This is a genomic window from Acinetobacter sp. I-MWF (genome assembly GCF_025433935.1).
GTDB lineage: Bacteria > Pseudomonadota > Gammaproteobacteria > Pseudomonadales > Moraxellaceae > Acinetobacter > Acinetobacter guillouiae.
The window spans coordinates 173293-199192 of record NZ_JAMBAR010000001.1 but is presented as its reverse complement, the minus strand read 5'-3'; the positions used below and the strand labels follow the sequence as shown (position 1 = coordinate 199192).

Below are 25900 nucleotides of genomic sequence, written 5' to 3'. Positions count from 1 at the left end.
CTTACAAATCTTGAATTAAACCAACCACACGTTGTGTTGCATCTGGTTGAGCTTGTTGACGAGCTTTTACCGCCATTTCCATCAGTAATTGGCGGTTCATCAACGGTGTTAGTAAATCCTTTAACGAATCTGGAGTCATGCTCTGTTGCGGACAGATTTTCGCCGCACCTGTTTTCTCCAAAAATCGTGCATTGGCAGTTTGGTGATCATCCACCGCACTTGGTAATGGCACAAATACAGCCGCCACACCAGCCGTCGCCACTTCAGTGACTGTTAAGGCACCTGCACGACAAATAATTAAATCTGCGTTGCTATAGGCCAGTGCCATATCTTCAATAAATTGCTGAACCTCAACCTGTATATTTGCAGGTGCATCCGCATATAGAGCCTGTGTGGTCTCTTGCTTATTTTGCCCGCATTGATGAAACACTTTTAATGGAACATCAAATTGTTTTAAGGCTTGAGGTACACATTCATTCAGGGCTTGCGCACCCAAAGAACCGCCAACAATTAAAACATGTAAGGGTTCAGCCGCATTTTCGCGTTCTTTATAACGAAAAGAAGGATTATAAATTGCGGTAATTTCTGACCGTACAGGATTACCTGTCATCACAATTTTTTCACTTTTCGGAAAAGTATCTGGAAATGCTTCGCAGACTTTTTTAGCAATTCTTGAAAGCTGGGTATTGGTAAAGCCTGCCACTGCATTTTGTTCGTGAATAATCACAGGAATACCCAACAGACGTGCAGCCAAACCACCCGGACCCGCAACATAACCGCCAAAACCAGCCACTGCATCGACATTGAGCTGTTTCATATAGCGCATTGCGCTCAAGGTTGCTTTTAAAATTTTAAAGGGTGCCGCTAATTTACGTACAATACCGTTGCCACGTACACCTTGAATGTCAATGTGATAGATTGGAATATCATGTTGTTTTAAAAGTCGATTTTCCATACCTGTCGGAGTCGCCAACCAAGACACTTGGCTGCCTTGTTGTTGCAATTCTTTTGCAACTGCCAGTGCAGGGAATACATGTCCACCTGTACCTGCCGCCATCATCATGATGTGTTTCGGTGTGCTTTGCTGGGGTTCGGTCACGGTCTAATTCTTCAATGCAAAAATAAATATTTAACGAATATCTTAAACAACCAATTGTAATCACAATCCGCTATGGGGAAAAGTTTATTTACTTTTTTTCACCAAGCCTTTCATTGTTTTTTTCTACTGATTTGAAAGTTTAAACTACTTTTATCATTAATCCGTTAAAAAAAGTGGAATTAAACGTTATTTTTTTATATTTCTCGATGATTTATCATTTTTATAGCCAATCGACAGCAAAAAAATAGAGCCATGAACGACTCTATTTTTTAGTTGAGATTTAAAATGCAGTATCCAGCTTAAATTAAACTGACTGACCAGCTTCTAGTACATTAAACAAATCATCTGCAATTGAAGTACCAAATTGATCATCAATTTCACGGATACAGGTTGGACTGGTGACATTGATTTCAGTGACATAATTTCCAATCACATCTAATCCGACAAAAACCAAACCCTTGGCTTTTAAGAATGGTCCAACTTTGGCGGCGATGGCTTTGTCATTTTCAGTCAATGGACGAGCTTCACCCAAACCACCTGCTGCCAAATTCCCTCGCACTTCACCATTTTGAGGAATACGAGCCAAGCAATAAGGTACAGGCTCACCATTAATCATCAAAATACGTTTATCACCATCCACAATTTCAGGGATATAACGTTGTGCCATAATCGGTTGTGTGCCATTTTCAGTTAAAATTTCAATGGTTGAACCAATATTGACCCCATCTTGATATAAACGGAAGATCCCCATTCCACCCATACCATCCAGTGGCTTAACAATAACGTCACCATGTTCTTTTAAGAACTCACGAATCAAACTTTGTTGTGAAGTCACTAAAGTGGGTACTTGTAGATCTGGAAATTGGGTCGCAAACAATTTTTCATTACAGTCACGCAAACTTTGTGGTTTGTTAATAATCCACACCCCTTCACGCTCTGCCTGTTCCAAAATATAAGTGGTATAAACAAAGTTCATGTCAAAAGGCGGATCTTTACGCATCAACACCACATCATAAGCAGCAAGTGACTCTTTGGCTTTTTCACCTAACTCATAGTAGTGATCATAATCTTCAAAAACCTGAAGCGGTGAAATCAAACCAAATGCTTTGCCTTGGTCAATATATAAATCTTGTTGTAATGCATAGCCTAACTCATGCCCTCGACGTGCAGCCGCCCATAACATTGCCATTGTTGAGTCTTTTTTCAGGTTTACACTTTCGATGGGATCCATCACAACAAGTACGCGCATATTGATGCTCTTATAAAATTTTGGATTGAATGCAGTATAGCGGAGAATCTGGTGTACTTTTCCGAAATTTCGCTAAACTCTTAGCAATTATTGTGAATATGATGATCGAAATGCAACAAGCCATTGTGGGATTTCATTTGGATGAGGAGCAACATTATGTTGCTGAACTTGCGTGTGGGCATCAACAACATGTGCGGCATCTTCCACCTTGGCAGAATCGTCCGTGGGTGTTGACAGAGCAAGGACGGCAGGAAAAAATAGGCATGCCGTTAGAGTGTAAGGCTTGTGAAATAACCCAGAAATGAGCCTTCAAATAAAATAATATTCGGAGTAGGATTGACTCTAAATCAATATTTTCGACGAATAAAACAATAGTGGGATATATAACATGTTGAAAAAAAATATTTATATTGCGTGTTCTATTTTATTTATTGCATCAAATACATTTGCGCAAAAAAATGATTTATTACAAGGTTATTGGGCGATGTTGCCTTTGAACAATGGAATTGCCAATGTCGCTTATTTTGATGGCAAAGACACCGCTACCTTATATCCTTTTGAGTGTGACTTTAAAAATAAAACCGTCAGTTCGCCAGAACCACCTGAGGTTTCAAAATACAAAATTAAAAATAACAGCATCTATTTGCTTTACCCAGATGAAGCAGCAAACCAAACGCTCGTCATCAAAGCATTAAAAAAAGATCAGTTGGTATTAGAACAGACCTTTCTTGAAAATTATGCCTTAACCTATACCTATCAAAAAGTAGAAGGTATAAAAAATTTATGCCCTACCGCATAGATCTAACATCAGCCCAGTAAGTACAAGCACATCAATGGCAAAACAGATAATTAATGCGTGATCACTATGCTAGATCAAAACGACTCATCAGAGATTAAAAATTACTATAACAAACTTGCGCACGACTACGATAACAACCGTTTTAACAACAGTTATGGGCAATATTTAAACCAACAAGAGCGTGCTTTTCTCAAGCGTATTCTCAGTAAAACAGCACCTACACATTGTATGGATATTGGTTGTGGTACAGGTCGTTTACTCGATTATGCCGATTACGGTGTAGATTTCAGCCCTGAAATGCTGAAAGTCGCTAGAGAAAAATATCCGCATAAAATCTTGCTTGAAGGCTCTCTGACTGAAATTCCAATCGAAAACCATCAGCTCGATGTCATTTATAGCTTTCATGTGATCATGCATCAAGACCATACAACCACAGAACAGTTTCTGAATGAGGCGCATCAAAAATTAAAAACCAATGGCAAGCTTATTTTTGATTTCCCCTCTGCCAAACGTCGACAAGCTGTAAAGCATCAACAACAAAGCTGGCATGCTGCTCATCAAATGACATTGGCAGAGATTGAAAAGCTGCTTGGCCCTCAATGGAAGCTGGTTGAAAGTCAGGGCTTTTTATTTTTCCCTATCCATCGTATTCCAACGATTTTACGCCCACTGTTTAGAAGCCTAGACAGCTTGATGTGCCGTTCATTTTTAAAAGAATATGCATCATACTTGGTTGTCGTTTTAGAAAAACAACCGTCAGTAAACAATTAGAATAAGCAGGTGGAATATGCGGCAATATTTACCCAAATCATGGAAACTGCTTTATCAGTTATTACGCAGGTATTGTCGTGAACACCTTTTCTCGAAGCTACAGTTTGCCTTAAAACATCAAACACTGTGGCAATCAGACCAGCAAATTTCAACCCAACAAAGCATCAAGATAAATCATTATTTTGAAAATAAAACCCATAACATTGATCTTGCGATTCAGAGCATAAACGGTTTGGTCATTGAGCCAAATCAAATCTTTTCATTTTGGCATTTGGTAACAGCCCCGACGTTAAACAATGGCTTTAAAACAGGGCGTAATCTGGTCAATGGAAAAATTTCAGAAGATCTGGGTGGTGGGATTTGTCAAATTTCTTGCTTGCTCTATATCAATGCGTTAAAAGCGGGTTTAACCATCACAGAACGACATTCACATTCGATTGATATTTATCAGGAACATGAGCGCTTTACCCCTTTAGGCAGTGATGCAACTGTGGTGTATGGCTATAAGGACTTACAGTTTCAAAATTGTTTAGATCAGGCACTACAAATTCAAATTTTCAGACAACATGACCAACTGGTCGCCACCTTGGTCGCTCAGCAGCATTTAAAGGAATATACACTCAAATTTATTGTTGAAGATTCTAAAACCCATCGAATTGTCCGCACCTTGCAAGACCAAGAACAGATTGAGCAAAGTATCTACTTGCTCAATTCGCATGCTGATTAAGCTTATTTTTCTTGAAATTGTTGTTGGCTATTTTCTATCAGGTATTGATGTGCAGTCCGTGGATCACGCGGTAAGGCCAGTTTGACACGACAACCCAACTCAATATCATCTTTTTCAAACACAATGATTTCGGCATCCAGCTCTATTGGACGACCAATTTCAAAATCAGTTTGATCTAAACTTTCTCCCAATAAGTCTGCATATTTCTTTTCTAAGTGACCAATGGTTAAATCTTGAATCATGACTTTAATCGAGTATTGCTGTCTCGAACATTCAGGTTCACGTTGAATACGTGATTTCTTGATATAACTGTTCTCAGATGCTCTTAACATCAATTCATTGATTAATTTTTTTTGGGCGTGCACGTTGATATTTAAAACCAGCTCAAACTGTTCTAAACCTTTCCATTGAAATGGATATTGCCGAAAAAACATATCCCGCTCAAATTGGTAACGTTGCCAACGTCGTTGGTCGATATGTTTGACCAGCATAATGCCAAGTACAGCAACCACGACGATTATCAATAGAATGAACATTTAAAATGGCACCTAATCCTTTATAGTCCATAAAAATAAGGAGCTTATGCTCCTTATCTTATCCTTTTTTTTAACTTATATACCATATTTCACACGGTAAGCTTCCATTTTTGCTAAAGCATCTTGCTCGCCTTTAGCATCTAGATAATCCATTAAGTCTTTCATGCTAATTAAAGCATGCACTGGAATCTCAAGTTCTTGTTGAACTTCTTGGATGGCAGACAATTGACCTTGCCCTTTTTCTTGACGATCTAGCGCAACCAATACGCCTGCAATTGTCGCACCTGCGTTTTTAAGAATTGTGACAACTTCACGAATTGCGGTACCCGCAGTAATCACATCATCAATAATCCAGACTTTTTTACCTTCTACTGAAGCACCGACCAATACACCGCCTTCACCATGGTCTTTGGCTTCTTTACGGTTAAAGCCCCAAGGCACACTTACACCATGTACTTGTGACAAAGCCACAGCTGTTGCTGCAACAAAAGGAATTCCTTTGTATGCAGGTCCAAAGATCACTTCAACGTTGTTACATTGTGTTAATTTATCTGCATAACCTTGAGCTAAAAGCGATAATGCTTCACCATCGTTGAGTAAACCTGCATTAAAAAAATAAGGGCTCACACGGCCTGATTTTAAAGTAAACTCACCAAATTTAAGCACACCACGTGATAATGCGAGTTCGATAAAAGCTTGCGGGTTAAACTGAGCTGGCGTTGACATGAGGTGCTCCAAAATTCATACATTGAGGTTATGACTGCGCATGATACCAAAGAGTAGCTATCCAAGTGATCAAAAAATTTTAAGAGTTGTCTCAATTAACGTAAATGGCTTACGTTCATCCGTCACTAAAGGCCTACTTGAATGGATGGAAAAGTCAGATGCAGACGTGATCTGTATCCAAGAAAGCCGTATTACGCATGAACAGTGGACCGATAAATTTAAACCCGAAGGTTGGTTTACCCATTTGTTCCCTGCGGAAAAATCAGGCTATGCAGGTACAGCGATTTACAGTCGCTTGCCGTTTAAATCGATCCAGAATGGTTTGGGTTTTGAACTTGCCGATAGCCAAGGTCGTTTTATTAGCGCGGAATTTGATGTCGGTTTAGCCAAACCTGTGCACATCTGCTCGCTGTATTTACCTTCAGGTTCATCAGGTGATGAAGCACAAGCCCGTAAAGATCACTTCTTAGAAGAATATCGAAAAATTTTAAAACAATGGCGTGATGAAGATAAGTCGATCATTGTATGTGGCGATTACAATATTGTGCATAAACGAATCGATATTAAAAACTGGTCAGGCAACCAAAAATCTTCAGGTTGTTTACCGCATGAACGTGCTTGGTTAGATCATATTTATGACGAACTGGGCTATGTCGATACATTTCGTGAAGTACGTAAAGAAGCTGAACTGTATTCTTGGTGGTCGAATCGTGGACAAGCGCGCGCTAAAAATGTCGGTTGGCGAATTGATTATCAAGCATGCTCACCTGACTGGAAGGATCGCACAGTCAATGCCTGGGTCTATAAAGATGAATGGTATAGCGACCATGCCCCTGTGATTATTGATTATCAAATTTAAACAGCCCTATGCTCAATTTTTAAATAAAAATTGAGCAATTTTGTGAACAAGTGTTCACTGATTACAAGGCAATAACTTACAAATTTTGTCGTGTTATCTTATATTTTCTTCATATCAACAAGCGCATTATACACGCACGGCACAGGGACATTGTCAGGATGACAGCAAAAGGATAGGACGCCGTAGGAAGAAAAGGAAATAAGTATTTTTAATATTTATTTTTCAAGGATGTGACATTGGACGTTGTAATGAGACCCGCATAATCAGGATGATTAGATGCGGGTTTTCTCTTTTTTTTATTTTTAAAATTTAAATCATTTAATCAGCCAGTCTGCTGCTCGCTTCAATAAAATATTAAGCGCAAATTGTTAAATTCTGATGACAGCAATCATGCCTTTTAAAATATTTTATCTATTCTTATACTATACATATTGGCAATTTTGCTACTCTTTCTGTCAAATCAAACAATTGAATATTAGGTTAAGACATGTTGAAAATTTATGGAATCAAAAATTGTAACTCCATGAAAAAAGCTTTTGATTTACTGACTGAACTTGGCTTGAGTTATGAGTTTCATGATTATAAAAAACAAGGCATAGATGCAGAGACGGTTAAACAATGGCTCGATCATATTGGGCAAGATCTTGTACTCAATAAAAAAGGTACAACGTGGAAAAAACTCAGTGAACAAGAACAACAACTGGCCTTATCGAGTGAACAAGCACTGATTCAAGCGCTAACCACACACACTAGTTTAATCAAGCGCCCCGTGATTGATCAAAATGGCCAATATGTAATTGGTTTTGATGAAGATAAAATTAAAGCTTTAAAACTTACAGCATAAAAATAATCGAGCAACAAAAAGCCTGATCGATAGATCAGGCTTTTTGTTGTGGTGAATCAATGTGCTTAGTTTGCACGCACCCAAGTTTGGTTGCGACCTAAAGCAGAAATACCCATATAACCACGTAACTTTAACTGGTTACCAGCAAGTTCACCTTTGAGCTTATAGGTCTTGCCATTTTTAGGATCTAGAATCGTACCATTGTCATAGTTTTTACCACCAACATTTTTTAAACCATTGACAATCGTCACACCTTTCAATGATTTATTGTGGTAAGGACCTTCACATTTGGTACAAGAGTTTTCTTCACCTGGCGTTAAAATACTTTGAATCGTTGCCGTCAATGTTCCATTTTTTTGTTCAGTGAATTTCACAATTGCTTTGGGCTGTTTCGTTGTATCATCAATTGTTTTCCAAACTGTTCCATTGAGTGGATCCGCAGCATTTGCAAGAACTGTTGCTGATAATAAGCCTAATGCAAGTACAATTTTTTTCATTGTTTTGTTTTCCCTAGTCTAATTGACACTTTATAGTATCAAAAATTTACGTCGATTTAGCAATTCTTGAATGTGACTATATAGTGTACCCTTGTAACAAATGTTGATAAATCAACAAAAATAAAGTCAAAAGTTTAACAATATGGAAGGAACATGAAGATTAACTCAGCTCTGAAACAATATCTTACAGAATCTATTCTTAAATCTAGCTTCAAATTTCCCAGTCGTTTCAATCTTCCCCCTGCAACTGCACGTTTTGGAATAGAACAACTTGCACGTGTTTTTCCACAACGTAAAGATGTACAGATTCGTTCTTTGCGCATAGCTGGGATTCGGGCAGAAGAAATTAAACCGCAAGCGCATGCAACCCAAATGATTTTCCATATTCATGGTGGAGCATTTTTTGTCGGTTCAATCAAAACCCATCGCGCGTTTTTATCTGAAGTTGCTGCACGTACACAAATGCAAGTTTTACATGTCGATTACCCGCTCGCACCTGAAAGCAAATTTCCTGAAGCAGGTGATGCGATTTATGATATTTATCAGCAACTTTTAGATCAAGGTGTGCAAGCGAAAGACATTATTGTGTCAGGTGATTCTTGTGGAGCGAATCTGGCTTTGGCACTCGCTCTACGCATCAAACAAGAAAATAAACAACAACTCCCAAGCGCCTTAATCCTGATGTCACCTTTCTTAGACCTGACTTTAACAGGTGAATCTCTACGCTATAATCAGAAGCATGATGCTTTACTGTCAATCGAAGCACTTGAATCTGGCATTGATTTTTACGTACCAAAAAACATGGATCGTTCTTTACCCCCACTTTCGCCTATATTTGGAGATTTTGCAGGGCTGCCACCGACTTTAGTTCAAATTGGCTCTAAAGAGATTCTGTTGTCAGATGCGCAACGTTTCGAAGAAAAAGCCAAAGCTGCAGGCGTGCAAGTCAATTACAAGCTATATACGGGAATGTGGCATAATTTCCAAATGTTTAGCCCGTGGTTTGATGAAGCCAAACAATCTTTAGCAGATATTGCTGAATTCGCTCATAAAATTGATAAAGATTAATCCCAATATTGACCAAATGGTGAACAACAAGCGCTTTAAAAGCCAAACTGTTGTTCACCTTTAAAAATAAAATCATCCATTTAAACAAAATGAGCATTCACTAGAATAATAATTATACAATTCATTGGAACTATATTTCGTGTCAGATTTATTTTTAGGGGGTTTTCCCAGTCCGAATAGACTCTTAACCTATACTACAAAGTTAATCACACTTTTTAAAATTATGTATATATCCTTCAAGTATTTACTTCAACTTTAGTTTGAGTTTAAGCCAATAAGTTGCTACATTCTAAGTATCAACAATAAAAATCCAAGTGTGGATGGATTAGATTATGCGTAATAAAATTTATTCAGAAAAACGACGTAAAATTCATTCCTTATTCAATCAAGTATTGAAACATTCTTTTATTGCCAAATTAATCCACAAAAACCAACTCAGCAATAATCTGGAAATCGACCCACATACAGGTATTTATAATCAGTTTGCAATTAATACCTATTTAAAAGAGTTACATCCTCAGACTGAATCAAATTTTGGTATCGTTTTACTCAGTGTGGATAACTGGTGTGAAATCAAGAATAAATACAATCCAAAAATCGCACATAAGGCTTTAGCCGCAATCGCCCAAGAGTTATTACAAAATATCCGTGAAACAGATCTTGTTGGTCGTTATAGCGAATCTGAATTTATTTTAATTCTCAGTGATGTTACTCAAGATCAAGCTCATCATATCGCAGATCGTCTATCACTTTTAATGAATCATTATGATTTAAAGATCAATAACAAAGTCATTCCACTTCAAACAAGTTGTGGCGCGTCTGTTTCTAAACATGACAGCATGAGTAATGTGGTATTACAGCAAGCAGACCAAGCGTTATATATTGCGAAAACCAATCGCAAAGCTTGTTATACGGGTACAGGTGTTTTATCTTAAAACATCTGTATATTTAAAAAAAATTACACCACTATTTATTTTATATTAATAATAAAATATTCTTTCATTAACAAATAAATGATAACAATTCTTTGTTTTAATAAATTTTAATCACTATAATTTAAAAAATTATTAATCAGTACTTAATGAATAGCAAACTGAAAAAACCTGGAATAATTATGAATGAAGGTATCGAATATAGGACTTAATCATTACTGGCAAAAGCTGAAACAACAATTAGATTCAAATATCATTATGAATTGGAGCAGTTTACATAAATGTATCTTGATTCTGTTCCTGACTGTTGCCCTTCATTTATCATGGATTGCTTGGAAAGTTTTTATTTTATTCAATCCAGGAACTTGGCAATGGGTCAATATTTCCTTGATTCGTTCACAACTTGTGGTCAACGCTGGCTCTACTCTACTGCTTTTTTTCCTGATCGCATTTTGTTATTTGTTTCAGAATAAAAAATGGGCAAATACCATCCTCCCCCATATCGTCATCAGTATTTTTATTATCTTAATGCTTGCTGATGGCTTTCTTGTCGGTATCTATAGTCCAGCTACTGTTTTTGCATTCGTGTGTATTTCTGGTGTGGGTTTAATCTTATTCAATAGAAAAATTATTTATCTGCAAATTAGTACTGCCCTGCTGTTCTATATTGCAATGATGTTCTGTACCTATTGGCGCATCATTCCATACGCTCCAATTTTTAATGAACATATGTTGGAAAATAATCGGCATGACAATACCTTCTGGGTGGGAACGATGTTGTATTTTATTGTCCCTATTTTAATTGTATGTTTGATTTTATGTGAAATTTTGCTATCTCAGTGGCGCTATAGAGAATCATTAATTAAAAAACTCAGTGAAACGGATCCACTGACCAATTTATATAATCGTCGTTTTTTTAATGAAAAGCTTGATGATATCCAAAATAAGCAAACCCACTACGCCATTATCTTAATTGATATTGATCATTTCAAAGAAATCAATGATTTATATGGACATCATTTTGGTGATGAAGCATTGTGTCAAGTTGCCAAATTATTATCATCTCACATTCGTCAGTCAGATATTGTGGCTCGTTATGGCGGTGAAGAATTTATTATTGCCTTGCCTGAAACTTCTTTAAACATTGCTCAAGCACTTGCTGAACGCTGCCGATTGGCGATTCAAAACCAAGTGCTTGAATCGCTTGATCATCATTATGTTCAGCTGACCGCCAGTTTTGGTATTGCCACCTCGAATGACGAAGACAATATCAACAAAATTATTCATCTCGCAGACAAAGCGCTATATCGGGCCAAACAATCCGGGCGCAATCAAGTGCAGCTCTATCATGCTCAAATCAATGAAATAGCTTAAGCGGTATTCAATAGATTAAACTTGGCTACGATATTGTTCTTCACACGCTACAAATCGAAATTCTGCATGGGCTTCTGCTATCCATTGTTGTATAGCAGGGACCGCTAATATCTTGTCGATATAACGCTGACTGCTCGCTGATACGGCAATACCATAACCGATGAAACGCATCACAACTGGCGCATAAAAAGCATCGACAATCGTAAATTCATCACCACATAAAAAACTGTCAGGGTGTGGTCGCTCCGACCATAATTGTTCAATCCGCTTTACATCGTGCTGTAGTTTTAAATTTTCCTGCCAAAGCTGTGCACCAATATGCTTTAAATCAGCATCTAAATTCATGTCACAGCAACTACGCAAAGCCATAAAACTACTGTGCATTTCAGCGGACATCGATCTTGCACGTGCACGTTGTTTTACATCTTGAGGCCACAAGTGTTTTTCAGGAAACTTTTCTGCCAGATATTCACAAATCGCCAAAGAATCCCAAATTAAAAAGCCATCGTCCACTAAGGCTGGGACTTTGCCTGTAGGATTAATTTTTAAGATATGTTGCTTAAATTGACTGTCCAAGTCGAAATGATCAAAAGGAATCAAATGTTCCTTGAAAGGAATCTTAAAGTGCTCAATCACCAGCCAAGGTCGCATAGACCAAGTTGAATAATTTTTATCACCAATAAATAGTTCGAACATTCTAATACTCCTGTATTTATTGCTTATTTTGAACTCAGCATACACAAGATAAGACTGTTCTAAAAGCATTTCAAAAAATGCTCGCTTTTAAAACAAATCAAGGAGTAGATCGACTACTCCTTGATGATGTATCAGACTGAATTGATTAGAATAAGAATGCCACACCTAAACCAGCTTTATAACTACGGTCTCGCCCTTCCAAATCTACACCCACACTTCCATCAAGTTGGGTACGTTCATTGACCGCATAGATCAAACCAGAGCCTAGACCATACTTATAGTCTTGGCTTTCTGTTTTTGAATAAACAAACTCAGAGAACCCTGAAAGATTACCTGCAATTTTATAACCGACAGTAGGCACAGCGGTCACTGACCAATGCCCATCTTGCACAGCATAGTTCATGGTGATTCCAGTATTGACCAAATCGTTATACTGATAAGTTAATGATGTGCCAATACTATAAATATCATCTTCTTCACTAAAACCATCATTGCCCGTTGCAATCAAGGCTTGAGCCAAAATCGCCATAGATAATTTGTCATCTTTTAAGTCGATGGCTTTTTTAATCCCAATAGAAACATCACCTAAGCCAGAGTCATCCTCTTTCATGCCTTTGTATTTGGTTTGTGTCCAAGCTGGACCCTGCCAGCCTAACTGTAATTCCATACTTGAGGTTAAACCAGTACGGAGCAGCATATCGCCATTGAGGGTTACAGTTTTTGCTTTTGCGCCATCTACTTTAGTTTCTGTATAGGTCGCACTTGGAAGACCTTGCTCCCAAGCCAATTGACCCACTGGCGTGATTCCTGTTCCGAAACCTGTTCCAGGACGATCAAAAGAAAATTCTGCTGCCATTGCGCTTATACTTAGACTCGAAGCAAGGGCTAATGTGATTCTATTTAAAATTGCCATATCAAGACTCAAAATTTACGATAATTCTTTGGACATTTTCGCACCACGACTACGTAGTAACTCTAAAGATTCTTTCTCTTCAGGTAAAGCCTGAGACCAATCTATTTGATCAAATTCACAATCAAAGAACAAATCACTGATCGAAGATAAAATGGTCTTACCTTCTTCATCTTTGGTATTCGGATCAACCTTATGATCTAAAAGCTTGTCAATTGCAGGTACACAAGCTGCGCTTGCTGCATCCCACAGTGGACCATAGCACTCTTCAGCGTCCCACAAATAAAAGTTTGCTTTGGCATTTATTAATGCATCCAAAATATCTAAATGTGGTTGTAAATCTTGCGCTTTTTGTTCTGCTGTTAAAGGTTCGCCCGCTTCATAAGCATCACAAATTTTTTCCCACCATTTAAACAATCCATCTGACCAAATCGAAACAGCTGGACCTTTTTCAGGTTCCATAAAGTTTGGATCAAATCCATCTGCAAGCAAACGTTTAACTTGAGCAAGGTCTAAATCTTCTAAAGCCTGTATAAAGACTTGTTGTTGTGCTGATAACATTTTGATCTCACTATTCTATTCCTATACAACATTATGACGAATATTTTTAAAATAGCTTTGAAAAATTTTAATCGTATCGCTTTTATTTTATAAATGGCATTTATTGTTCATTTATGACAAAGAAGACAATCCATAACTCTTTTAGAACAATAAAATTGAAGACCATAAAAAAGCCCCGAAGGGCTTTTTATCAGATCATGCTTCATCTGCATCAGCAAGTTCTAGTTTTCCACCACGTGGATTTTCAATTTTCTCTAATACGTGCTCTAGGCTACGCTTTACGCGATCTATCGCACCGTGTAATGAAAGATCAATGTTTTTCGCTCTATGTTTTACCACGACTGGCTTCAAACCCGCTGCTTTGACCTCAATCATACACTGGATATCATCCGCCCCACCTTTGTCACCGTTCTCATCACTGATATGAACTGAAAACTGGGTAATACGTTCGCTATGACGTTGGAATTCTTGATTTAGCTCATCGCGTACGTAAGTAATTAAACGATCACTATTTCTAATATTTTTATCTGTACGGATTTCTATATTCATAAAAAACATCCTCTTTCTAATCAAAAACGAGTGCAAAACTTATATTTACGGCACACTTTGCGCCTGCTGTATAAGACAGCTTTTCACCTACAATAAATTGGAACCGTAACTCCTCTATTGCAAAGATGAACACTTTTAACGATCTGCAGATAGGTGTTCTTATACATTCAATATCAGGCCATATTGGAAAATATGCAAGTAGATTTTTAACTTTTTTATGAAAAGAATATGAAAAATGACATCTTGTTACGTTACTTTATAATTAAATGATTTAATTGATTTTTTAATGGCTAATTCCAACTAAAAACATCAACTATGTTTAATTCTTAGGCTTTTAATGGATATAAATTTTAAATCTTTGCTTTAAATATGCGACTCACGTTTTAAAACATTTCACCTCTTGATGTTTACATATTTATTTTCATTCCATCTAATTTTCGCTTTATTTTTATTTAAGAATCTGTATTCTTGAAGCGCTTTTCTTGGGGGAAAGGAAGAATTCATGAAACTTACAAAAATTGCGGCTATCTGCGCAATCGCTTCAACTGCAACTTTGGCTCAAGCTGCGCCTGTTTGGCAAGATTTTAGTATTACTGGTCTTTATGGTGAAAACTATGAATTAACACCAGATGAGAAACAATCTACCATCACTTTTGAGTATGCTGCAAAACTTAAATACGGTGATTTCTTTGCCTTTGCTGACCGTACCAACAGTGATGGTCAATCGGATACTTATTTTGAGGTTTCTCCACGTCTTAGCTTAGGTGCTGTTTCTGGGAAAAAACTTGAATTAGGCCCAATTAAAGACGTATTAATCGCGACCACATGGGAAGGTGGTAAAGACATGAACAACTACCTATACGGTGTTGGTGTTGATTTAGCCATTCCTTATTTTCAATATGCGCAATTAAATTTCTACCGTGCCAATAATGAAATCCAAGAAGATGACTATCAATTGACATTTACTTATGGAATTCCATTTAAAATTGCATCTGAAGAATTCCTTGTAGATGGCTTCCTTGATTGGTCAACTGCAGAAAAAGATCAAGTCGCTCACTCAAGCGAGTTGAACTGGACGACACAATGGAAATGGAATGCGGGTAAACACATTTCTCCAGATACGCGTCTATATCTTGGTGTTGAACACTCTGTATGGCACAACAAATATGGCGTTCCAGGCAAAGATGAAAATAATGTCAGTGCTTTAATCAAGTATCATTTCTAAGACTGAGCTAAATCCATTGATTAGAAAGCAAAACTTCGGTTTTGCTTTTTTTATTGCCCTTAAAAATAATTCTTTTTAGAATACCCCTATCAATTTTCCATTGACCTGTATCCATGAATTTTCAGATCCGCCCCGCTCAAGCTTCTGACCTAACTGAGATTATGCGTATTTATAATCATGAAATTGCAACAGGTTTAGCAACATGGAACAGCCAATTAAAGACTTTCGCAGATTACCAACAGTGGTTTCTAGAATTACAACAACAGCAATTTCCACTTTTTGTTGCTGAAGAAACAGCGACTCATGCCATTGCAGGCTATGCTGATTATGCAAGCTTTAGAGCAATCAACGGTTATCTATATACAGTTGAGCACTCTGTTTATATCGACCCAGAATTTACTCGACAAGGGCTCGGCAAACGCTTAATGCTGAAATTGATTGAACATGCTCAACAGCACAATATCCACGTTATGGTTGCTGCAATTGACCATGAAAATACTGGTTCGATTTATCTCCACCAACAACTCGGATTTAAACAAACAGGTTACATGCCACAAGTCGGACAAAAATTTGGGAAGTGGCGTGATTTGGTATTGATGCAATTAAATTTTGATTAAAATAGAGCAGTATTTATACAGCATCCGTCGTAAATTTTTTGTCGCTTTTTTAAAATTTGTTGTATAACCATAAACAATATTGCTGAACTTCAGAGCGAATATCGATGAATAAAATGATAATCAGTCTATTGGCACCATTTGCATTGATACTTAATACAGCAAGCCATGCTGCTGACTACGATGAACAAAATATAAAACAGGGTTGTGCCAAACTCAGTCAATATCGTAAATTGGGACAAAAATCTTACGACCAGAAAAACTATAAAAAAGCGCTTGATCAGTTTCAAAGACAAGCATCTTGGAGTGCTTTTTGTCAGTCTGTTGGTGAAGAAGACACTGGCATTCAGGTTTCAGATAATGACATCGACATTGCCAATAATAATGTGGGTTTAACGTATAGCAAACTCAATCAACCCTTATGGGCAAGAGCGTGGTTTCAAATTAAACCCACAAAAACCAGTCAATTTAATTTAAAAAAGTTAGTAACACCAAAACCAAACAATGACTTAACAGGAGAATATGCCAGTTATGCAGGTTTTGGCGAATGGAATAATATCACCATTAAAAAACGTGATCAAAAATATCTCATTCAATTCACTGGTCTATGGATGGGTGCTCGAAGCCTAATTTATGGTCCAAATATTGGCGAGTTTGAAACAGAAATGCCTCTTCATGCCAAGAAAGCAAGCTATCGTTTTGAAAATTGTCAAATTGACATCAATTTCACCTATAACTCCTCTTTAGGCAATTTTATTAAAGTGAAAGAATTAAATGAACAAGCCGATTGTGGCTTTGGTATGAATGTTTCATCAACAGGCTATTATCAGAAAGTTGAGCCTCAATAAAATTTTGATTCGGAATTCAAAATAGTTCAGTTTGTTGCATTATATGCTTTAATATCCTTTACTTAATACATAATAATTGGGTGAAAAATGGCAAAATTTCTAAATACGAGCGGTACAAATTTTTTCTTAGAAGAATTGATAAAAAATGCAAAAGAAAGACTGATTTTAATTAGCCCTTATCTTCGGCTTAATGACCGTATCAAAGAATTATTAGAGGATAAAAATCGTTTAAAAATTGATATTCGGATCATTTATGGGAAAAGCGATTTACATCCTGATGAAATTAAATGGATGCAAAAATTAGATTATGTTCGAGTAAGTTTCTGCAAAAATCTTCATGCTAAATGTTATTTAAATGAAACAAGTTGCATTATTTCCAGCTTAAATTTATATGAATTTAGCCAAGTAAATAATAATGAAATGGGGATCTTAATCAATAAAGAAGATGATACTGACGTCTATAAAGATGCCTATGAAGAAGCTCAACGTATCATTCGTATTAGCGATGAGGTTCGAATTTCTCTTGATGAAGTAAAAACAGAAGAAGTGGAAGATAATTCAAAAGAGCTATTAGAGAATTCGAGTAAATTAACTTCCTCAAAACTTGCTGCTAAACATAAGCTTAAAACGCCTGAATTATTAGATAAACTTGTAGCAAAAGGTTTTTTAACTTTAAACGATGGCGGTAAACATTATTTGACTGAACAAGGTAAAACTGTGGGTGGAGAATTCAGGTCAAGCCAATATGGTGGTTATTTTCTGTGGAATGAAAATACAGAAATCTAGACTATTTTCATGTGTATTCGTTTAGCCTTAATCGAATACAAGGGTTGAAAAGAATGAAGTTCTCACTATTCATTTTATAAGTTGAGAGCTTCATTCCTCATTAACCATCAAATCGCCACTAAATCTCGAATCCCCTTTTCAGGCATTTCTTCACCGATGCCCTGTGCAATCACTTGACCACGTGCCATCACGGTATAGTTATCAGCCAGCTCCTCGGCAAAATCATAGAATTGCTCTACAAGTACAATCGCCATTTCGCCACCATCAGCCAATTTGCGAATCACTCGACCAATATCTTTAATAATCGAAGGCTGAATTCCTTCGGTCGGCTCATCTAAAATCAAAACTTTCGGCTCCGATGCTAAAGCACGTGCAATGGCTAATTGCTGTTGCTGACCACCCGATAAATCACCGCCACGGCGATGTTTCATTTCGTCTAAGACAGGAAAAATCTCATATAAATGCTCAGGAACTTTACGGGTTTTTGCGCCTGAAAACTTTGCCATGCCGATCAAAATATTTTCCTCTACAGTCAGGGTTGAGAAAATATCACGCCCTTGAGGAACATAGGCCAAACCCGCGCGTACACGCTGTTCAGGGCTCATTTTAGCAATGTCTTTGCCATCCAATAAGATTTGCCCAGACTTAATCGGTAAAATTCCCATCAAACATTTTAATAAGGTGGTTTTACCCACACCATTCCGTCCTAAAACCACAGAACACTCACCAATCGGTGCAGTTAAAGTCACATCACGGAGAATGTGACTGCCGCCATAAAATTGATTGACGTCTTTTATTTCTAGCATATTGCTCCCCTTAACGTCCTAAATACTTTTCAATCACATCTTCATTGGCTTGTACTTCCGCCAAGGTTCCTTCTGCAAGAATGGCACCTTGTGCCAGAACCGTAACTTTCTCACTGATGGTGTCGATAAAGCTCATATCATGCTCGACCACAACTAAGGTATGATTCTTTTTTAATTCCAAACATAACTCTGCTGTGCGTTCAGTTTCAGCATCGGTCATTCCCGCTACAGGCTCATCCAACAAAATCAGTTTAGGTCTTTGCATCAACAGCATGCCAATTTCTAGCCACTGCTTTTGTCCATGTGATAACAATCCCGCAGGCTTTTGAATAAACTCTTGTAAACGAATCTGTTGCAAAGACTCATCCAAAGCCAACTGTGCATCGGAACTTAACTTGCTAAAAAAACTTTTTTTCACGGTTTTGTCTTTTGGTGCAGCAAGGAGCAGATTTTCCATCACGGTAAAATTTTCAAATACAGTTGGTTTCTGAAACTTACGACCAATACCCGCTTCTGCAATTTGCTCTGTACTCATTTTGGCAAGATCATAGTTTTGACCAAAAAAGGCAGAACCTTCGGTAGGACGTGTTTTACCAGTGATGACATCCATCAATGTGGTTTTTCCCGCACCATTTGGCCCAATAATGCAGCGCAACTCCCCTTCTTCAATGTAAAGAGACAAATCATTTAAAGCGCGGAAAGAATCAAACCATACACTGACTTTCTCTAAATAAAGCGCAATACCATGACTGAAATCAGCACCTTCAGCTTTAGGACGACCATAACCCTCACCGATTTGACCACCATGCTGCGAATTTAAGCCCAAATCTGACAATAGCTCTGACATTAGTGATCCTCCTTTTTAAAGCGCTCAAGCAATCCAATCACCCCTTTAGGGAGGAAGATGGTTACAACGATAAATAATGCACCAAGGATCAATAACCATATTTCAGGATATGCAACGGTAAAGTAGGTTTTAACTCCATTGATCAGACCTGCACCTAGAATTGGGCCAATCAATGTGCCACGACCACCTGCCGCAACCCAAACCGCCATTTCAATCGAATTCACAGGATTCATTTCACTTGGGTTAATGATGCCTGCTTGTGGGACATACAAGGCACCAGCAACTCCGGCAATCACCGCAGAAAGAACCCATGCCGAGAGTTTGTACCACAGGGTGCGATAGCCTAAATATTGCAAACGGTTTTCACTATCACGGATTGCTCCCAATACTCGACCATAAGGCTTATTCATTAAACTGCGTAAGCCGATAAAGCTGAGTAACAACACTAAGGCTGTGAGGAAACACAATGTTGCTCGCATAGAAGCAGAGGTAATATCCATCCCAAGAATGGTTTTAAATCCAGTAAAGCCATTGTTCCCACCAAAACCTGTTTCATTGCGGAAGAACAACAGTGCAGCAGCAAAAGTCATGGCTTGGGTGATAATCGAAAAGTACACACCTTTAATTTTGGAACGGAATGCAAAGAATCCAAAGATAAAGGCAATCACGCCTGGTACCAAAATCACCAAAGCCAAAGCCCATAAGAAATGCTGGGTTCCGACCCAGTACCAAGGCAGCTCAGTCCAACTGAGAAAACGCATAAAGTCAGGCAATTGCTCGCCTGCTGACTCTCGCATCAGGTACATACCAAAAGCATAACCACCCAAAGCAAAATATAATCCATGCCCCAGACTTAGAATGCCGGCATAACCCCAAACCAGATCCAAAGCCAGTGCAACCAAGGCGAGACACATGATTTTGCCAATCAAAGTCACCCAGTATGCTGAGAGGTGTAAAGCGGAATCTTGTGGCAACACATGAAACCACGGCAAAATCAGCATCACAGCGAAACATACAGCTATGGCGATTGCACTATAGGGTTTATCTGAAAGTAATGATGTGATTTTCATAGGCTTACTCCACAAAACGACCTTTGATAGCGAATAAACCTTGTGGGCGTTTTTGAATAAACAGAATCACAAGAACCAAGAGAATAATTTTGGCGAGCACTGCGCCCATACCAATTTCGAGAATTGTTCCACTTACACCTAAACCTAATGCGGCAAGCACAGCGCCCCAAACCTGACCAACGCCACCCACAACCACCACAAGGAAAGCATCAATAATATAGTTTTGCCCTAGGTCAGGTCCGACATTGCCGACTTGTGCCAAGGCACAGCCTGCCAGCCCTGCAAGTCCTGAACCTAGTCCAAAGGCCATCATATCGATCCGTGCAGAGCGAATACCGACAGCACGTGCCATCTGACGGTTTTGCGTGACTGCACGGACGAATAGACCAAATCGGGTTTTATTGAGCAGGTAAACCAGTAAAAGTAATACAGCGATGGTGAAGACGATGATCGCGATACGGTTATACGGCAACATCAAACTAGGTGTAAGCGAAATCCCGCCTGACAGCCATGAAATATTTGATACTTCCACATTCTGCGCACCAAAAATCATCCGGACCAATTGCATCAAAATAAGGCTGACACCAAAGGTCGCCAACAGAGTTTCTAACTGACGGCCATACAACGGGCGAATCACGGTTCGTTCTATCAACATGCCAATCAAAGCACTGACTAGAAATGCTGCTGGAATTGCTGCAATCAGATACCAATCCACATAAGCACTCAAATGGGTTTTAAAGAAACTTTGCACCACATAAGTGGTATAAGCACCGATCATGATCAACTCGCCATGCGCCATATTGATCACACCGAGTAAGCCATAAGTAATCGCCAGTCCTAATGCTGCGAGCAATAAAATACTTGCGGTACTGAGGCCTGAAAAAACATGTCCTGTCCATTCACTGGCTTGAATGCGGGTTTTAATACTACTTTGCGCACTGACCAATGCAGCCTTTAATTCTGGATTTAAATTTGGCTGTGTTAGCGCTTGTTCCATGATCGCCAAAACATCAGGACGACTAGAATCTTTTAGCGTTTTAACCGCCTGAATTTTGGTGAGCGTATCTGGACTATTAAAATCAATTCGTGCTTTTAACTGAGCTAAACGTGCCTTCACTTTATTATTTTTTTCATTGAGATAAAGTTGGTTAATGACCTTGATATCCAGTTCATCTAAATTATTCTCTAAGATATCAATCGCAGCCAATCGCTGTGATGCGTCTGTGGACTGTAACTTGATCTTCGCCTGACCAAAGCTTAAGGCTTTGTGCAAGGTATTGACCAGCGTCACTTGATTTAAATCACCTGGCCAATCAGTAATTGCCTGTTCATCTGGATAACTGAACAGTTTATCGCCAGCTTTCATGATGTAGGTATTGCCCGAACTGTCGGTATAAAGCTCGTCGTTTTCGACATACGCCACCAGCTTATCAAGCTCGTCTATACTTGCTGGCCATTGATTCAGCATCGCTCGACGCTTTGCAAAATCTGCACGTACAAATTTTTGAATGGCATCATCATGGCTTGCTGCTGGCTGAGCGGATGACGATTGCGCGATATGCACAGATTCAGCAAAAATCTGTTGAATAAGAAAGAATTGAGAGATCGTAAAAAAAAGTGCTGCAAGTTTCAGTCTAAGTGACATGTGCAACTCCCCCTATTTTTGTTTAAATACAATGACCTTTAAAGTTGAGTCATCAGTTAAGCCCACTATGCATATAGCGGGCTTTTGGGGTCGTAAAGTCTTTATTTAGGAATGTACGGGCTCCATGGTTCCGCTTTGATCGGTTGCGGGCTCTTGTAAACCACATCAAATTGCCCATCACCACGAATTTGTCCAATCATCACAGGCTTATGTAAGTGATGATTAGTAGCATCCATACTTAAGGTATAGCCTGACGGTGCTTTAAAGCTTTGACCTGCCATCGCTTCACGGACTTTATCTACATCCGTTGTTCCCGCTTTTTCAACGGCTTGTTTCCACATATTGATGCCAACATAGGTGGCTTCCATTGGGTCATTGGTCACCAATTTACTGGCATTGGGTAGCTTATATTCCACTGCATATTGCTTCATCTTATTGACGAATTCGGTATTCACTGGATTCTTCACAGACATGAAGTAGTTCCAAGATGCCAAATGTCCGACCAGTGGTTTGGTGTCGATCCCGCGTAATTCTTCTTCACCGACTGAAAAGGCCATCACAGGAATATCCGAAGCTTTTATGCCTTGGTTACCCAATTCACGATAGAACGGTACGTTAGAATCGCCATTGATGGTGGAAATAACCGCGGTCTTTTTACCCGCAGCGAATTTCTTAATATTGCCGACGATGGTTTGATAATTACTGTGTCCAAATGGTGTGTATTCTTCCATGATGTCTGCATCGGCAACACCTTTAGACTTTAAGAATGCACGTAAAATTTTGTTGGTGGTTCGCGGGTAAACGTAGTCAGTACCTAATAGGACAAAACGTTGCGCCTTACCTCCCTCTTCACCCATTAAATATTCAACAGCAGGAATCGCTTGTTGGTTAGGTGCTGCACCTGTATAGAAAATATTTTTAGACTGTTCTTGGCCTTCGTATTGCACTGGATAGAACAACAGACCATTGAGCTCCTCTACAACTGGTAACACTGATTTACGAGAAACTGAAGTCCAGCAGCCAAAAATGACAGCGACTTTATCCTGAGTTATTAACTGGCGGGCTTTTTCAGCAAATAATGGCCAGTCTGATGCAGGATCGACAACAACGGGCTCAAGCTTTTTCCCCATCACCCCACCTTTGGCATTAATTTCATTGATTGCCATCAGTGCCGTATCTTTAAGCGACGTTTCAGAGATTGCCATGGTTCCAGACAATGAATGCAAGATGCCCACTTTAATTGTGTCACCGCCTGTAGCAGTTGCCGATTTATTTTCTGCTGCGGGTTTCGCTTCTGTTTTATCTGCGGGTTTTGAGCAAGCTGTCAGCGCAATGCTCCCCATCATTGCCACAGCGAGAAGTGTTTTTGAAAACATTTTTTGTTGGAACATCATCTTTTTCTCTCCAAACCTTTTGGTGCATTTTTGAATGCGCGATTTTGCTTTTACCTGACAGGCTTAATTCAATTTTTATGCCAAGTGGAGAATTTGTGATTTTATCGTTGAATATTTTTCCTGATAAAAAATAATAAAATCAAAATATTAACTGCTATTATTTTTATATAAGTTGAAGATACATTGATAGGCATCAAATGCCTTTCAATCACTGAATATAGCCAGCACTTAGCAAGTGAAAATGCGAGATTAAAAGCCACACTGGTCAAATTAAGTGCGATTTTTTTTGTTTAAAATGAGCGATGAGAGTGCAAAAAATTTACCCAAAATTAAATTTTTAGGGCTTTCGGGATAAATTTTGCTTTACAGCACCAAACGATTTTTGACGGGATAATCCAATCCCTGAGATGTATGGCGTAGAGGCAAAAGAATAGGAGAAAAAATAGAAAGATAATGCAGAAATTATTTGTACGACAAAGAATGTAATTCTGTTTGCATCAATGCGATGTTTCAGAGGTATCAAAAAAAATGATGCACTGAGGCATCATTTTTAAATATGAATGAGTTCAGCGATCAAACACTCAAATCAGCTAAATTACCTTTTTGTTCTAACCAGTCTTTACGATCACCTGACCTTTTTTTAGCAAGTAATTTGTCCAGTAAGCCTGTTGTGTGATGCGTATCGTCCAAATCCAACTGCACCAAACGGCGTGTATTTGGATCTAAGGTGGTTTCACGCAATTGACTGGCGTTCATTTCACCCAGACCTTTAAATCGAGTAATTTGCGGGTTTTTAGATTTAACTCTCTTTAAGATAGCTTCTAACTCTTCGTTATCAAGCGCGTAATAAACATCTTTGGCATCATCGATACGGAACAGTGGTGGCATTGCAACATATAGGTGCCCAGCATCGACCATTGCAGGGAAATGCTTGACGAAGAGTGCACAAAGCAAGGTCGCGATATGCAAACCATCTGAATCGGCATCGGCAAGGATACAAATTTTGCCATAACGTAATTCGGAAAGATCATCACTGCCCGGATCTACACCGATCGCAATCGCAATATTATGCACTTCTTGAGAGGCCAACACCTCGTCAGAAGACACTTCCCAAGTATTTAAAATTTTCCCACGAATTGGCATGATCGCTTGGAAGTTTTTATCGCGGGCTTGTTTTGCAGAACCACCGGCAGAATCACCTTCGACGATAAACAGTTCAGATTCTTCAAGGGTATGACCCACACAATCTGATAGTTTTCCGGGCAAGGTAGGACCCGCAACAATCTTTTTACGTTCAACTTTTTTTGCTGCTTTTAAACGGCGACCCGCTTTCGCAATCACAATCTCAGCCAATTGCATGGCCACTTCAGAGTTTTGATTTAGCCAGAGTGCAAAAGCATCTTTGGCAATATTTAAAACAATGTTAGATGCTTCTCGGCTTGAAAGACGTTCTTTGGTTTGTCCTGAGAATTGTGGCTCTTGGAATTTAAGCGACAGGATATAATTGACCCCGTCCCAAACATCTTCAGCAGATAATTTCAGATTACGTGGCAACAAGTTACGTAACTCACAAAACTCACGCATCGCATCGGTAACACCTGAGCGTAACCCGTTTACATGGGTTCCCCCTTGTGCCGTTGGGATCAAATTCACATAACTTTCCTGAATTTGTTCGCCACCCTCAGCATTCCAGCAAATTGCAAACTCAGCACTGGCGCGTTCAGCTTCACCCGTTGCAACAAAGGCAGGATCTGGAATGATTTCACGATCTTGTAATTCATCCATCAAATAGTCGACGAGACCATTTTCAAACTGCCATTCAATTTTTTCGTCATTAATCTGGTCAATATAATTAATTTGTAGACCAGCAGCCAATACAGCTTTGGCTTTGAGATTATGTTTTAACGCTTTTAAAGCAAATTTAGGAGAGTCAAAATATTTCGCTTCTGGCCAAAAATGTACTGTTGTCCCCGTAGCACGTTTTGGCGCTTTACCTTCCAAAATCTCTAAAGGCGCAACAGGTTCACCATGTTCAAACGCCATTTTATAAAGATTGCCGTGGCGTTGAACTTCAACTTCAACACGATCAGACAAGGCATTGACCACGGAAATCCCAACACCATGCAAACCGCCCGAAAACTGATAGTTATCGGTGCTAAATTTACCGCCTGCATGCAGTTTCGTCAGGATAATTTCAATCCCGCTTTGTCCGTATTCAGGGTGAATATCGACTGGCATACCACGGCCATTGTCTTCGACCGACAACGAACCATCTTTATATACCGTGACAGTAATTTTATTGGCATGTCCTGCAAGTGCCTCATCGACAGCATTATCAATTACTTCTTGCGCCAAATGGTTTGGACGAGTGGTATCGGTATACATACCTGGACGGCGACGTACAGGATCTAGACCAGATAATACTTCAAGTGATTGGGCCGTATATTGAGACACGTTGAGTTTTTTCC

At 38.8% G+C, this 25900-nt stretch carries 27 protein-coding genes and 1 pseudogene; 13 read left to right on the top strand and 15 right to left on the bottom strand.

Translation table 11 applies throughout. The annotated features are described in order from the left end of the window. Window position 1 precedes the first annotated feature (1 nt). A complete protein-coding gene (gene murG, locus M2R48_RS00970) occupies window positions 2-1099 on the bottom strand; it encodes an undecaprenyldiphospho-muramoylpentapeptide beta-N-acetylglucosaminyltransferase (protein ID WP_262084822.1) in 1098 nt (365 codons plus the stop codon). Window positions 1100-1403: 304 nt separating this feature from the next. Further along, complete coding sequence (gshB, locus tag M2R48_RS00965) at window positions 1404-2348, bottom strand: glutathione synthase (RefSeq protein WP_209828440.1); 945 nt, start codon at window positions 2346-2348, stop codon at window positions 1404-1406. 110 nt (window positions 2349-2458) lie between these two features. Between gshB and M2R48_RS00960 the strand changes: the two genes are divergently transcribed. The 4 genes from M2R48_RS00960 to M2R48_RS00945 all read left to right on the top strand — a co-directional run bounded on the left by M2R48_RS00960 (window position 2459) and on the right by M2R48_RS00945 (window position 4645). Then, complete coding sequence (locus M2R48_RS00960; RefSeq protein ID WP_315972850.1) at window positions 2459-2653, top strand: DUF3565 domain-containing protein; 195 nt, start codon at window positions 2459-2461, stop codon at window positions 2651-2653. Between the two features lie 83 nt (window positions 2654-2736). Next, window positions 2737-3147, top strand: a complete 411-nt coding sequence (locus tag M2R48_RS00955) for a hypothetical protein (RefSeq protein WP_262084819.1) — start codon at window positions 2737-2739, stop codon at window positions 3145-3147. A 66-nt stretch (window positions 3148-3213) separates the two neighbouring features. Next, complete coding sequence (locus tag M2R48_RS00950) at window positions 3214-3918, top strand: class I SAM-dependent methyltransferase (protein ID WP_262084817.1); 705 nt, start codon at window positions 3214-3216, stop codon at window positions 3916-3918. Window positions 3919-3934: 16 nt separating this feature from the next. Then, the gene (locus M2R48_RS00945) at window positions 3935-4645 is read left to right on the top strand and encodes a VanW family protein (RefSeq protein ID WP_056517150.1); all 711 of its coding nucleotides are present in this window, start codon (window positions 3935-3937) and stop codon (window positions 4643-4645) included. 2 nt (window positions 4646-4647) lie between these two features. On the opposite strand, the gene M2R48_RS00940 is transcribed toward M2R48_RS00945, so the two are convergent. Together M2R48_RS00940 and pyrE are read right to left on the bottom strand one after the other, a co-directional pair. Then, window positions 4648-5181, bottom strand: a complete 534-nt coding sequence (locus M2R48_RS00940; protein ID WP_004718640.1) for a hypothetical protein — start codon at window positions 5179-5181, stop codon at window positions 4648-4650. 75 nt (window positions 5182-5256) lie between these two features. Next, window positions 5257-5907: an orotate phosphoribosyltransferase gene (pyrE, locus tag M2R48_RS00935; protein WP_004718641.1), complete on the bottom strand. Its 651-nt coding sequence runs from the start codon at window positions 5905-5907 to the stop codon at window positions 5257-5259. 40 nt (window positions 5908-5947) lie between these two features. Between pyrE and M2R48_RS00930 the strand changes: the two genes are divergently transcribed. Then, window positions 5948-6766, top strand: a complete 819-nt coding sequence (locus M2R48_RS00930; protein ID WP_004818376.1) for an exodeoxyribonuclease III — start codon at window positions 5948-5950, stop codon at window positions 6764-6766. A gap of 487 nt (window positions 6767-7253) precedes the next feature. Further along, window positions 7254-7610 (top strand): Spx/MgsR family RNA polymerase-binding regulatory protein, encoded by a 357-nt coding sequence (locus tag M2R48_RS00925; protein ID WP_034611235.1) that lies wholly within the window; start codon window positions 7254-7256, stop codon window positions 7608-7610. Window positions 7611-7675: 65 nt separating this feature from the next. On the opposite strand, the gene M2R48_RS00920 is transcribed toward M2R48_RS00925, so the two are convergent. Next, the gene (locus M2R48_RS00920; protein WP_096732585.1) at window positions 7676-8107 is read right to left on the bottom strand and encodes a DUF2147 domain-containing protein; all 432 of its coding nucleotides are present in this window, start codon (window positions 8105-8107) and stop codon (window positions 7676-7678) included. A 153-nt stretch (window positions 8108-8260) separates the two neighbouring features. Here M2R48_RS00920 and M2R48_RS00915 point away from each other — a divergent pair, with 153 nt between their 5' ends. The 3 genes from M2R48_RS00915 to M2R48_RS00905 all read left to right on the top strand — a co-directional run bounded on the left by M2R48_RS00915 (window position 8261) and on the right by M2R48_RS00905 (window position 11481). Then, window positions 8261-9175 (top strand): alpha/beta hydrolase, encoded by a 915-nt coding sequence (locus M2R48_RS00915; protein WP_004818371.1) that lies wholly within the window; start codon window positions 8261-8263, stop codon window positions 9173-9175. Window positions 9176-9507: 332 nt separating this feature from the next. Beyond that, the gene (locus M2R48_RS00910; RefSeq protein WP_262084815.1) at window positions 9508-10110 is read left to right on the top strand and encodes a GGDEF domain-containing protein; all 603 of its coding nucleotides are present in this window, start codon (window positions 9508-9510) and stop codon (window positions 10108-10110) included. Between the two features lie 183 nt (window positions 10111-10293). After that, window positions 10294-11481 carry a GGDEF domain-containing protein gene (locus tag M2R48_RS00905; RefSeq protein ID WP_262084814.1) on the top strand — a complete coding sequence of 396 codons (1188 nt, stop codon included), beginning with the start codon at window positions 10294-10296 and terminating at the stop codon, window positions 11479-11481. Between the two features lie 15 nt (window positions 11482-11496). Here the strand turns inward: M2R48_RS00905 and M2R48_RS00900 are convergent, their stop codons facing one another. The 4 genes from M2R48_RS00900 to M2R48_RS00885 form a co-directional block, all read right to left on the bottom strand. Then, window positions 11497-12177: a glutathione S-transferase family protein gene (locus M2R48_RS00900; protein WP_262084813.1), complete on the bottom strand. Its 681-nt coding sequence runs from the start codon at window positions 12175-12177 to the stop codon at window positions 11497-11499. Between the two features lie 145 nt (window positions 12178-12322). Next, window positions 12323-13090 carry a transporter gene (locus M2R48_RS00895; protein WP_262084812.1) on the bottom strand — a complete coding sequence of 256 codons (768 nt, stop codon included), beginning with the start codon at window positions 13088-13090 and terminating at the stop codon, window positions 12323-12325. Between the two features lie 15 nt (window positions 13091-13105). After that, window positions 13106-13648: an ankyrin repeat domain-containing protein gene (locus tag M2R48_RS00890; protein ID WP_262084811.1), complete on the bottom strand. Its 543-nt coding sequence runs from the start codon at window positions 13646-13648 to the stop codon at window positions 13106-13108. 195 nt (window positions 13649-13843) lie between these two features. After that, window positions 13844-14197, bottom strand: a complete 354-nt coding sequence (locus tag M2R48_RS00885) for an HPF/RaiA family ribosome-associated protein (protein ID WP_004718651.1) — start codon at window positions 14195-14197, stop codon at window positions 13844-13846. Between the two features lie 502 nt (window positions 14198-14699). Between M2R48_RS00885 and M2R48_RS00880 the strand changes: the two genes are divergently transcribed. From M2R48_RS00880 to M2R48_RS00865, 4 genes are all read left to right on the top strand, one after another. Then, complete coding sequence (locus M2R48_RS00880) at window positions 14700-15422, top strand: outer membrane protein OmpK (RefSeq protein WP_262084810.1); 723 nt, start codon at window positions 14700-14702, stop codon at window positions 15420-15422. A 113-nt stretch (window positions 15423-15535) separates the two neighbouring features. Continuing rightward, window positions 15536-16039, top strand: a complete 504-nt coding sequence (locus M2R48_RS00875) for a GNAT family N-acetyltransferase (protein WP_096732573.1) — start codon at window positions 15536-15538, stop codon at window positions 16037-16039. Window positions 16040-16143: 104 nt separating this feature from the next. Next, window positions 16144-16884 carry a hypothetical protein gene (locus M2R48_RS00870; protein WP_262084809.1) on the top strand — a complete coding sequence of 247 codons (741 nt, stop codon included), beginning with the start codon at window positions 16144-16146 and terminating at the stop codon, window positions 16882-16884. A gap of 87 nt (window positions 16885-16971) precedes the next feature. Further along, a complete protein-coding gene (locus tag M2R48_RS00865; protein ID WP_154129934.1) occupies window positions 16972-17670 on the top strand; it encodes a phospholipase D family protein in 699 nt (232 codons plus the stop codon). Between the two features lie 107 nt (window positions 17671-17777). On the opposite strand, the gene urtE is transcribed toward M2R48_RS00865, so the two are convergent. The 6 genes and pseudogenes from urtE to parE all read right to left on the bottom strand — a co-directional run bounded on the left by urtE (window position 17778) and on the right by parE (window position 25886). Next, window positions 17778-18476 carry an urea ABC transporter ATP-binding subunit UrtE gene (gene urtE, locus M2R48_RS00860; RefSeq protein WP_151957495.1) on the bottom strand — a complete coding sequence of 233 codons (699 nt, stop codon included), beginning with the start codon at window positions 18474-18476 and terminating at the stop codon, window positions 17778-17780. Between the two features lie 10 nt (window positions 18477-18486). Further along, complete coding sequence (gene urtD, locus M2R48_RS00855) at window positions 18487-19323, bottom strand: urea ABC transporter ATP-binding protein UrtD (RefSeq protein ID WP_410004151.1); 837 nt, start codon at window positions 19321-19323, stop codon at window positions 18487-18489. Further along, complete coding sequence (gene urtC / locus M2R48_RS00850; protein ID WP_262084808.1) at window positions 19323-20393, bottom strand: urea ABC transporter permease subunit UrtC; 1071 nt, start codon at window positions 20391-20393, stop codon at window positions 19323-19325. Before urtC ends, urtD begins: the two co-directional genes overlap by 1 nt. A 4-nt stretch (window positions 20394-20397) precedes the next feature. Continuing rightward, window positions 20398-21912 (bottom strand): annotated as a pseudogene (gene urtB, locus M2R48_RS00845) (urea ABC transporter permease subunit UrtB); the annotation flags it as partial. A 227-nt stretch (window positions 21913-22139) separates the two neighbouring features. Beyond that, complete coding sequence (gene urtA / locus M2R48_RS00840) at window positions 22140-23429, bottom strand: urea ABC transporter substrate-binding protein (protein ID WP_034611328.1); 1290 nt, start codon at window positions 23427-23429, stop codon at window positions 22140-22142. Between the two features lie 576 nt (window positions 23430-24005). Next, window positions 24006-25886: a DNA topoisomerase IV subunit B gene (gene parE, locus M2R48_RS00835; protein ID WP_096732563.1), complete on the bottom strand. Its 1881-nt coding sequence runs from the start codon at window positions 25884-25886 to the stop codon at window positions 24006-24008. Window positions 25887-25900: the final 14 nt, after the last annotated feature.

Excerpts from the sequence above, each read along its gene's own strand:
- pyrE (WP_004718641.1), bottom strand. The coding sequence starts at position 5,907 with ATGTCAACGCCAGCTCAGTTTAACCCGCAAGCTTTTATCGAACTCGCA.
- M2R48_RS00880 (WP_262084810.1), top strand. The coding sequence starts at position 14,700 with ATGAAACTTACAAAAATTGCGGCTATCTGCGCAATCGCTTCAACTGCA.
- M2R48_RS00955 (WP_262084819.1), top strand. The coding sequence starts at position 2,737 with ATGTTGAAAAAAAATATTTATATTGCGTGTTCTATTTTATTTATTGCA.
- M2R48_RS00885 (WP_004718651.1), bottom strand. The coding sequence starts at position 14,197 with ATGAATATAGAAATCCGTACAGATAAAAATATTAGAAATAGTGATCGT.
- M2R48_RS00915 (WP_004818371.1), top strand. The coding sequence starts at position 8,261 with ATGAAGATTAACTCAGCTCTGAAACAATATCTTACAGAATCTATTCTT.
- M2R48_RS00895 (WP_262084812.1), bottom strand. The coding sequence starts at position 13,090 with ATGGCAATTTTAAATAGAATCACATTAGCCCTTGCTTCGAGTCTAAGT.
- M2R48_RS00930 (WP_004818376.1), top strand. The coding sequence starts at position 5,948 with ATGATACCAAAGAGTAGCTATCCAAGTGATCAAAAAATTTTAAGAGTT.
- M2R48_RS00960 (WP_315972850.1), top strand. The coding sequence starts at position 2,459 with ATGCAACAAGCCATTGTGGGATTTCATTTGGATGAGGAGCAACATTAT.
- M2R48_RS00900 (WP_262084813.1), bottom strand. The coding sequence starts at position 12,177 with ATGTTCGAACTATTTATTGGTGATAAAAATTATTCAACTTGGTCTATG.
- M2R48_RS00940 (WP_004718640.1), bottom strand. The coding sequence starts at position 5,181 with ATGTTCATTCTATTGATAATCGTCGTGGTTGCTGTACTTGGCATTATG.
- urtC (WP_262084808.1), bottom strand. The coding sequence starts at position 20,393 with ATGAAAATCACATCATTACTTTCAGATAAACCCTATAGTGCAATCGCC.
- M2R48_RS00870 (WP_262084809.1), top strand. The coding sequence starts at position 16,144 with ATGAATAAAATGATAATCAGTCTATTGGCACCATTTGCATTGATACTT.
- urtA (WP_034611328.1), bottom strand. The coding sequence starts at position 23,429 with ATGTTCCAACAAAAAATGTTTTCAAAAACACTTCTCGCTGTGGCAATG.
- gshB (WP_209828440.1), bottom strand. The coding sequence starts at position 2,348 with ATGCGCGTACTTGTTGTGATGGATCCCATCGAAAGTGTAAACCTGAAA.
- M2R48_RS00920 (WP_096732585.1), bottom strand. The coding sequence starts at position 8,107 with ATGAAAAAAATTGTACTTGCATTAGGCTTATTATCAGCAACAGTTCTT.
- M2R48_RS00865 (WP_154129934.1), top strand. The coding sequence starts at position 16,972 with ATGGCAAAATTTCTAAATACGAGCGGTACAAATTTTTTCTTAGAAGAA.
- M2R48_RS00950 (WP_262084817.1), top strand. The coding sequence starts at position 3,214 with ATGCTAGATCAAAACGACTCATCAGAGATTAAAAATTACTATAACAAA.
- M2R48_RS00905 (WP_262084814.1), top strand. The coding sequence starts at position 10,294 with ATGAAGGTATCGAATATAGGACTTAATCATTACTGGCAAAAGCTGAAA.
- M2R48_RS00925 (WP_034611235.1), top strand. The coding sequence starts at position 7,254 with ATGTTGAAAATTTATGGAATCAAAAATTGTAACTCCATGAAAAAAGCT.
- M2R48_RS00890 (WP_262084811.1), bottom strand. The coding sequence starts at position 13,648 with ATGTTATCAGCACAACAACAAGTCTTTATACAGGCTTTAGAAGATTTA.
- urtD (WP_410004151.1), bottom strand. The coding sequence starts at position 19,323 with ATGTCAGAGCTATTGTCAGATTTGGGCTTAAATTCGCAGCATGGTGGT.
- M2R48_RS00910 (WP_262084815.1), top strand. The coding sequence starts at position 9,508 with ATGCGTAATAAAATTTATTCAGAAAAACGACGTAAAATTCATTCCTTA.
- urtE (WP_151957495.1), bottom strand. The coding sequence starts at position 18,476 with ATGCTAGAAATAAAAGACGTCAATCAATTTTATGGCGGCAGTCACATT.
- M2R48_RS00945 (WP_056517150.1), top strand. The coding sequence starts at position 3,935 with ATGCGGCAATATTTACCCAAATCATGGAAACTGCTTTATCAGTTATTA.
- M2R48_RS00875 (WP_096732573.1), top strand. The coding sequence starts at position 15,536 with ATGAATTTTCAGATCCGCCCCGCTCAAGCTTCTGACCTAACTGAGATT.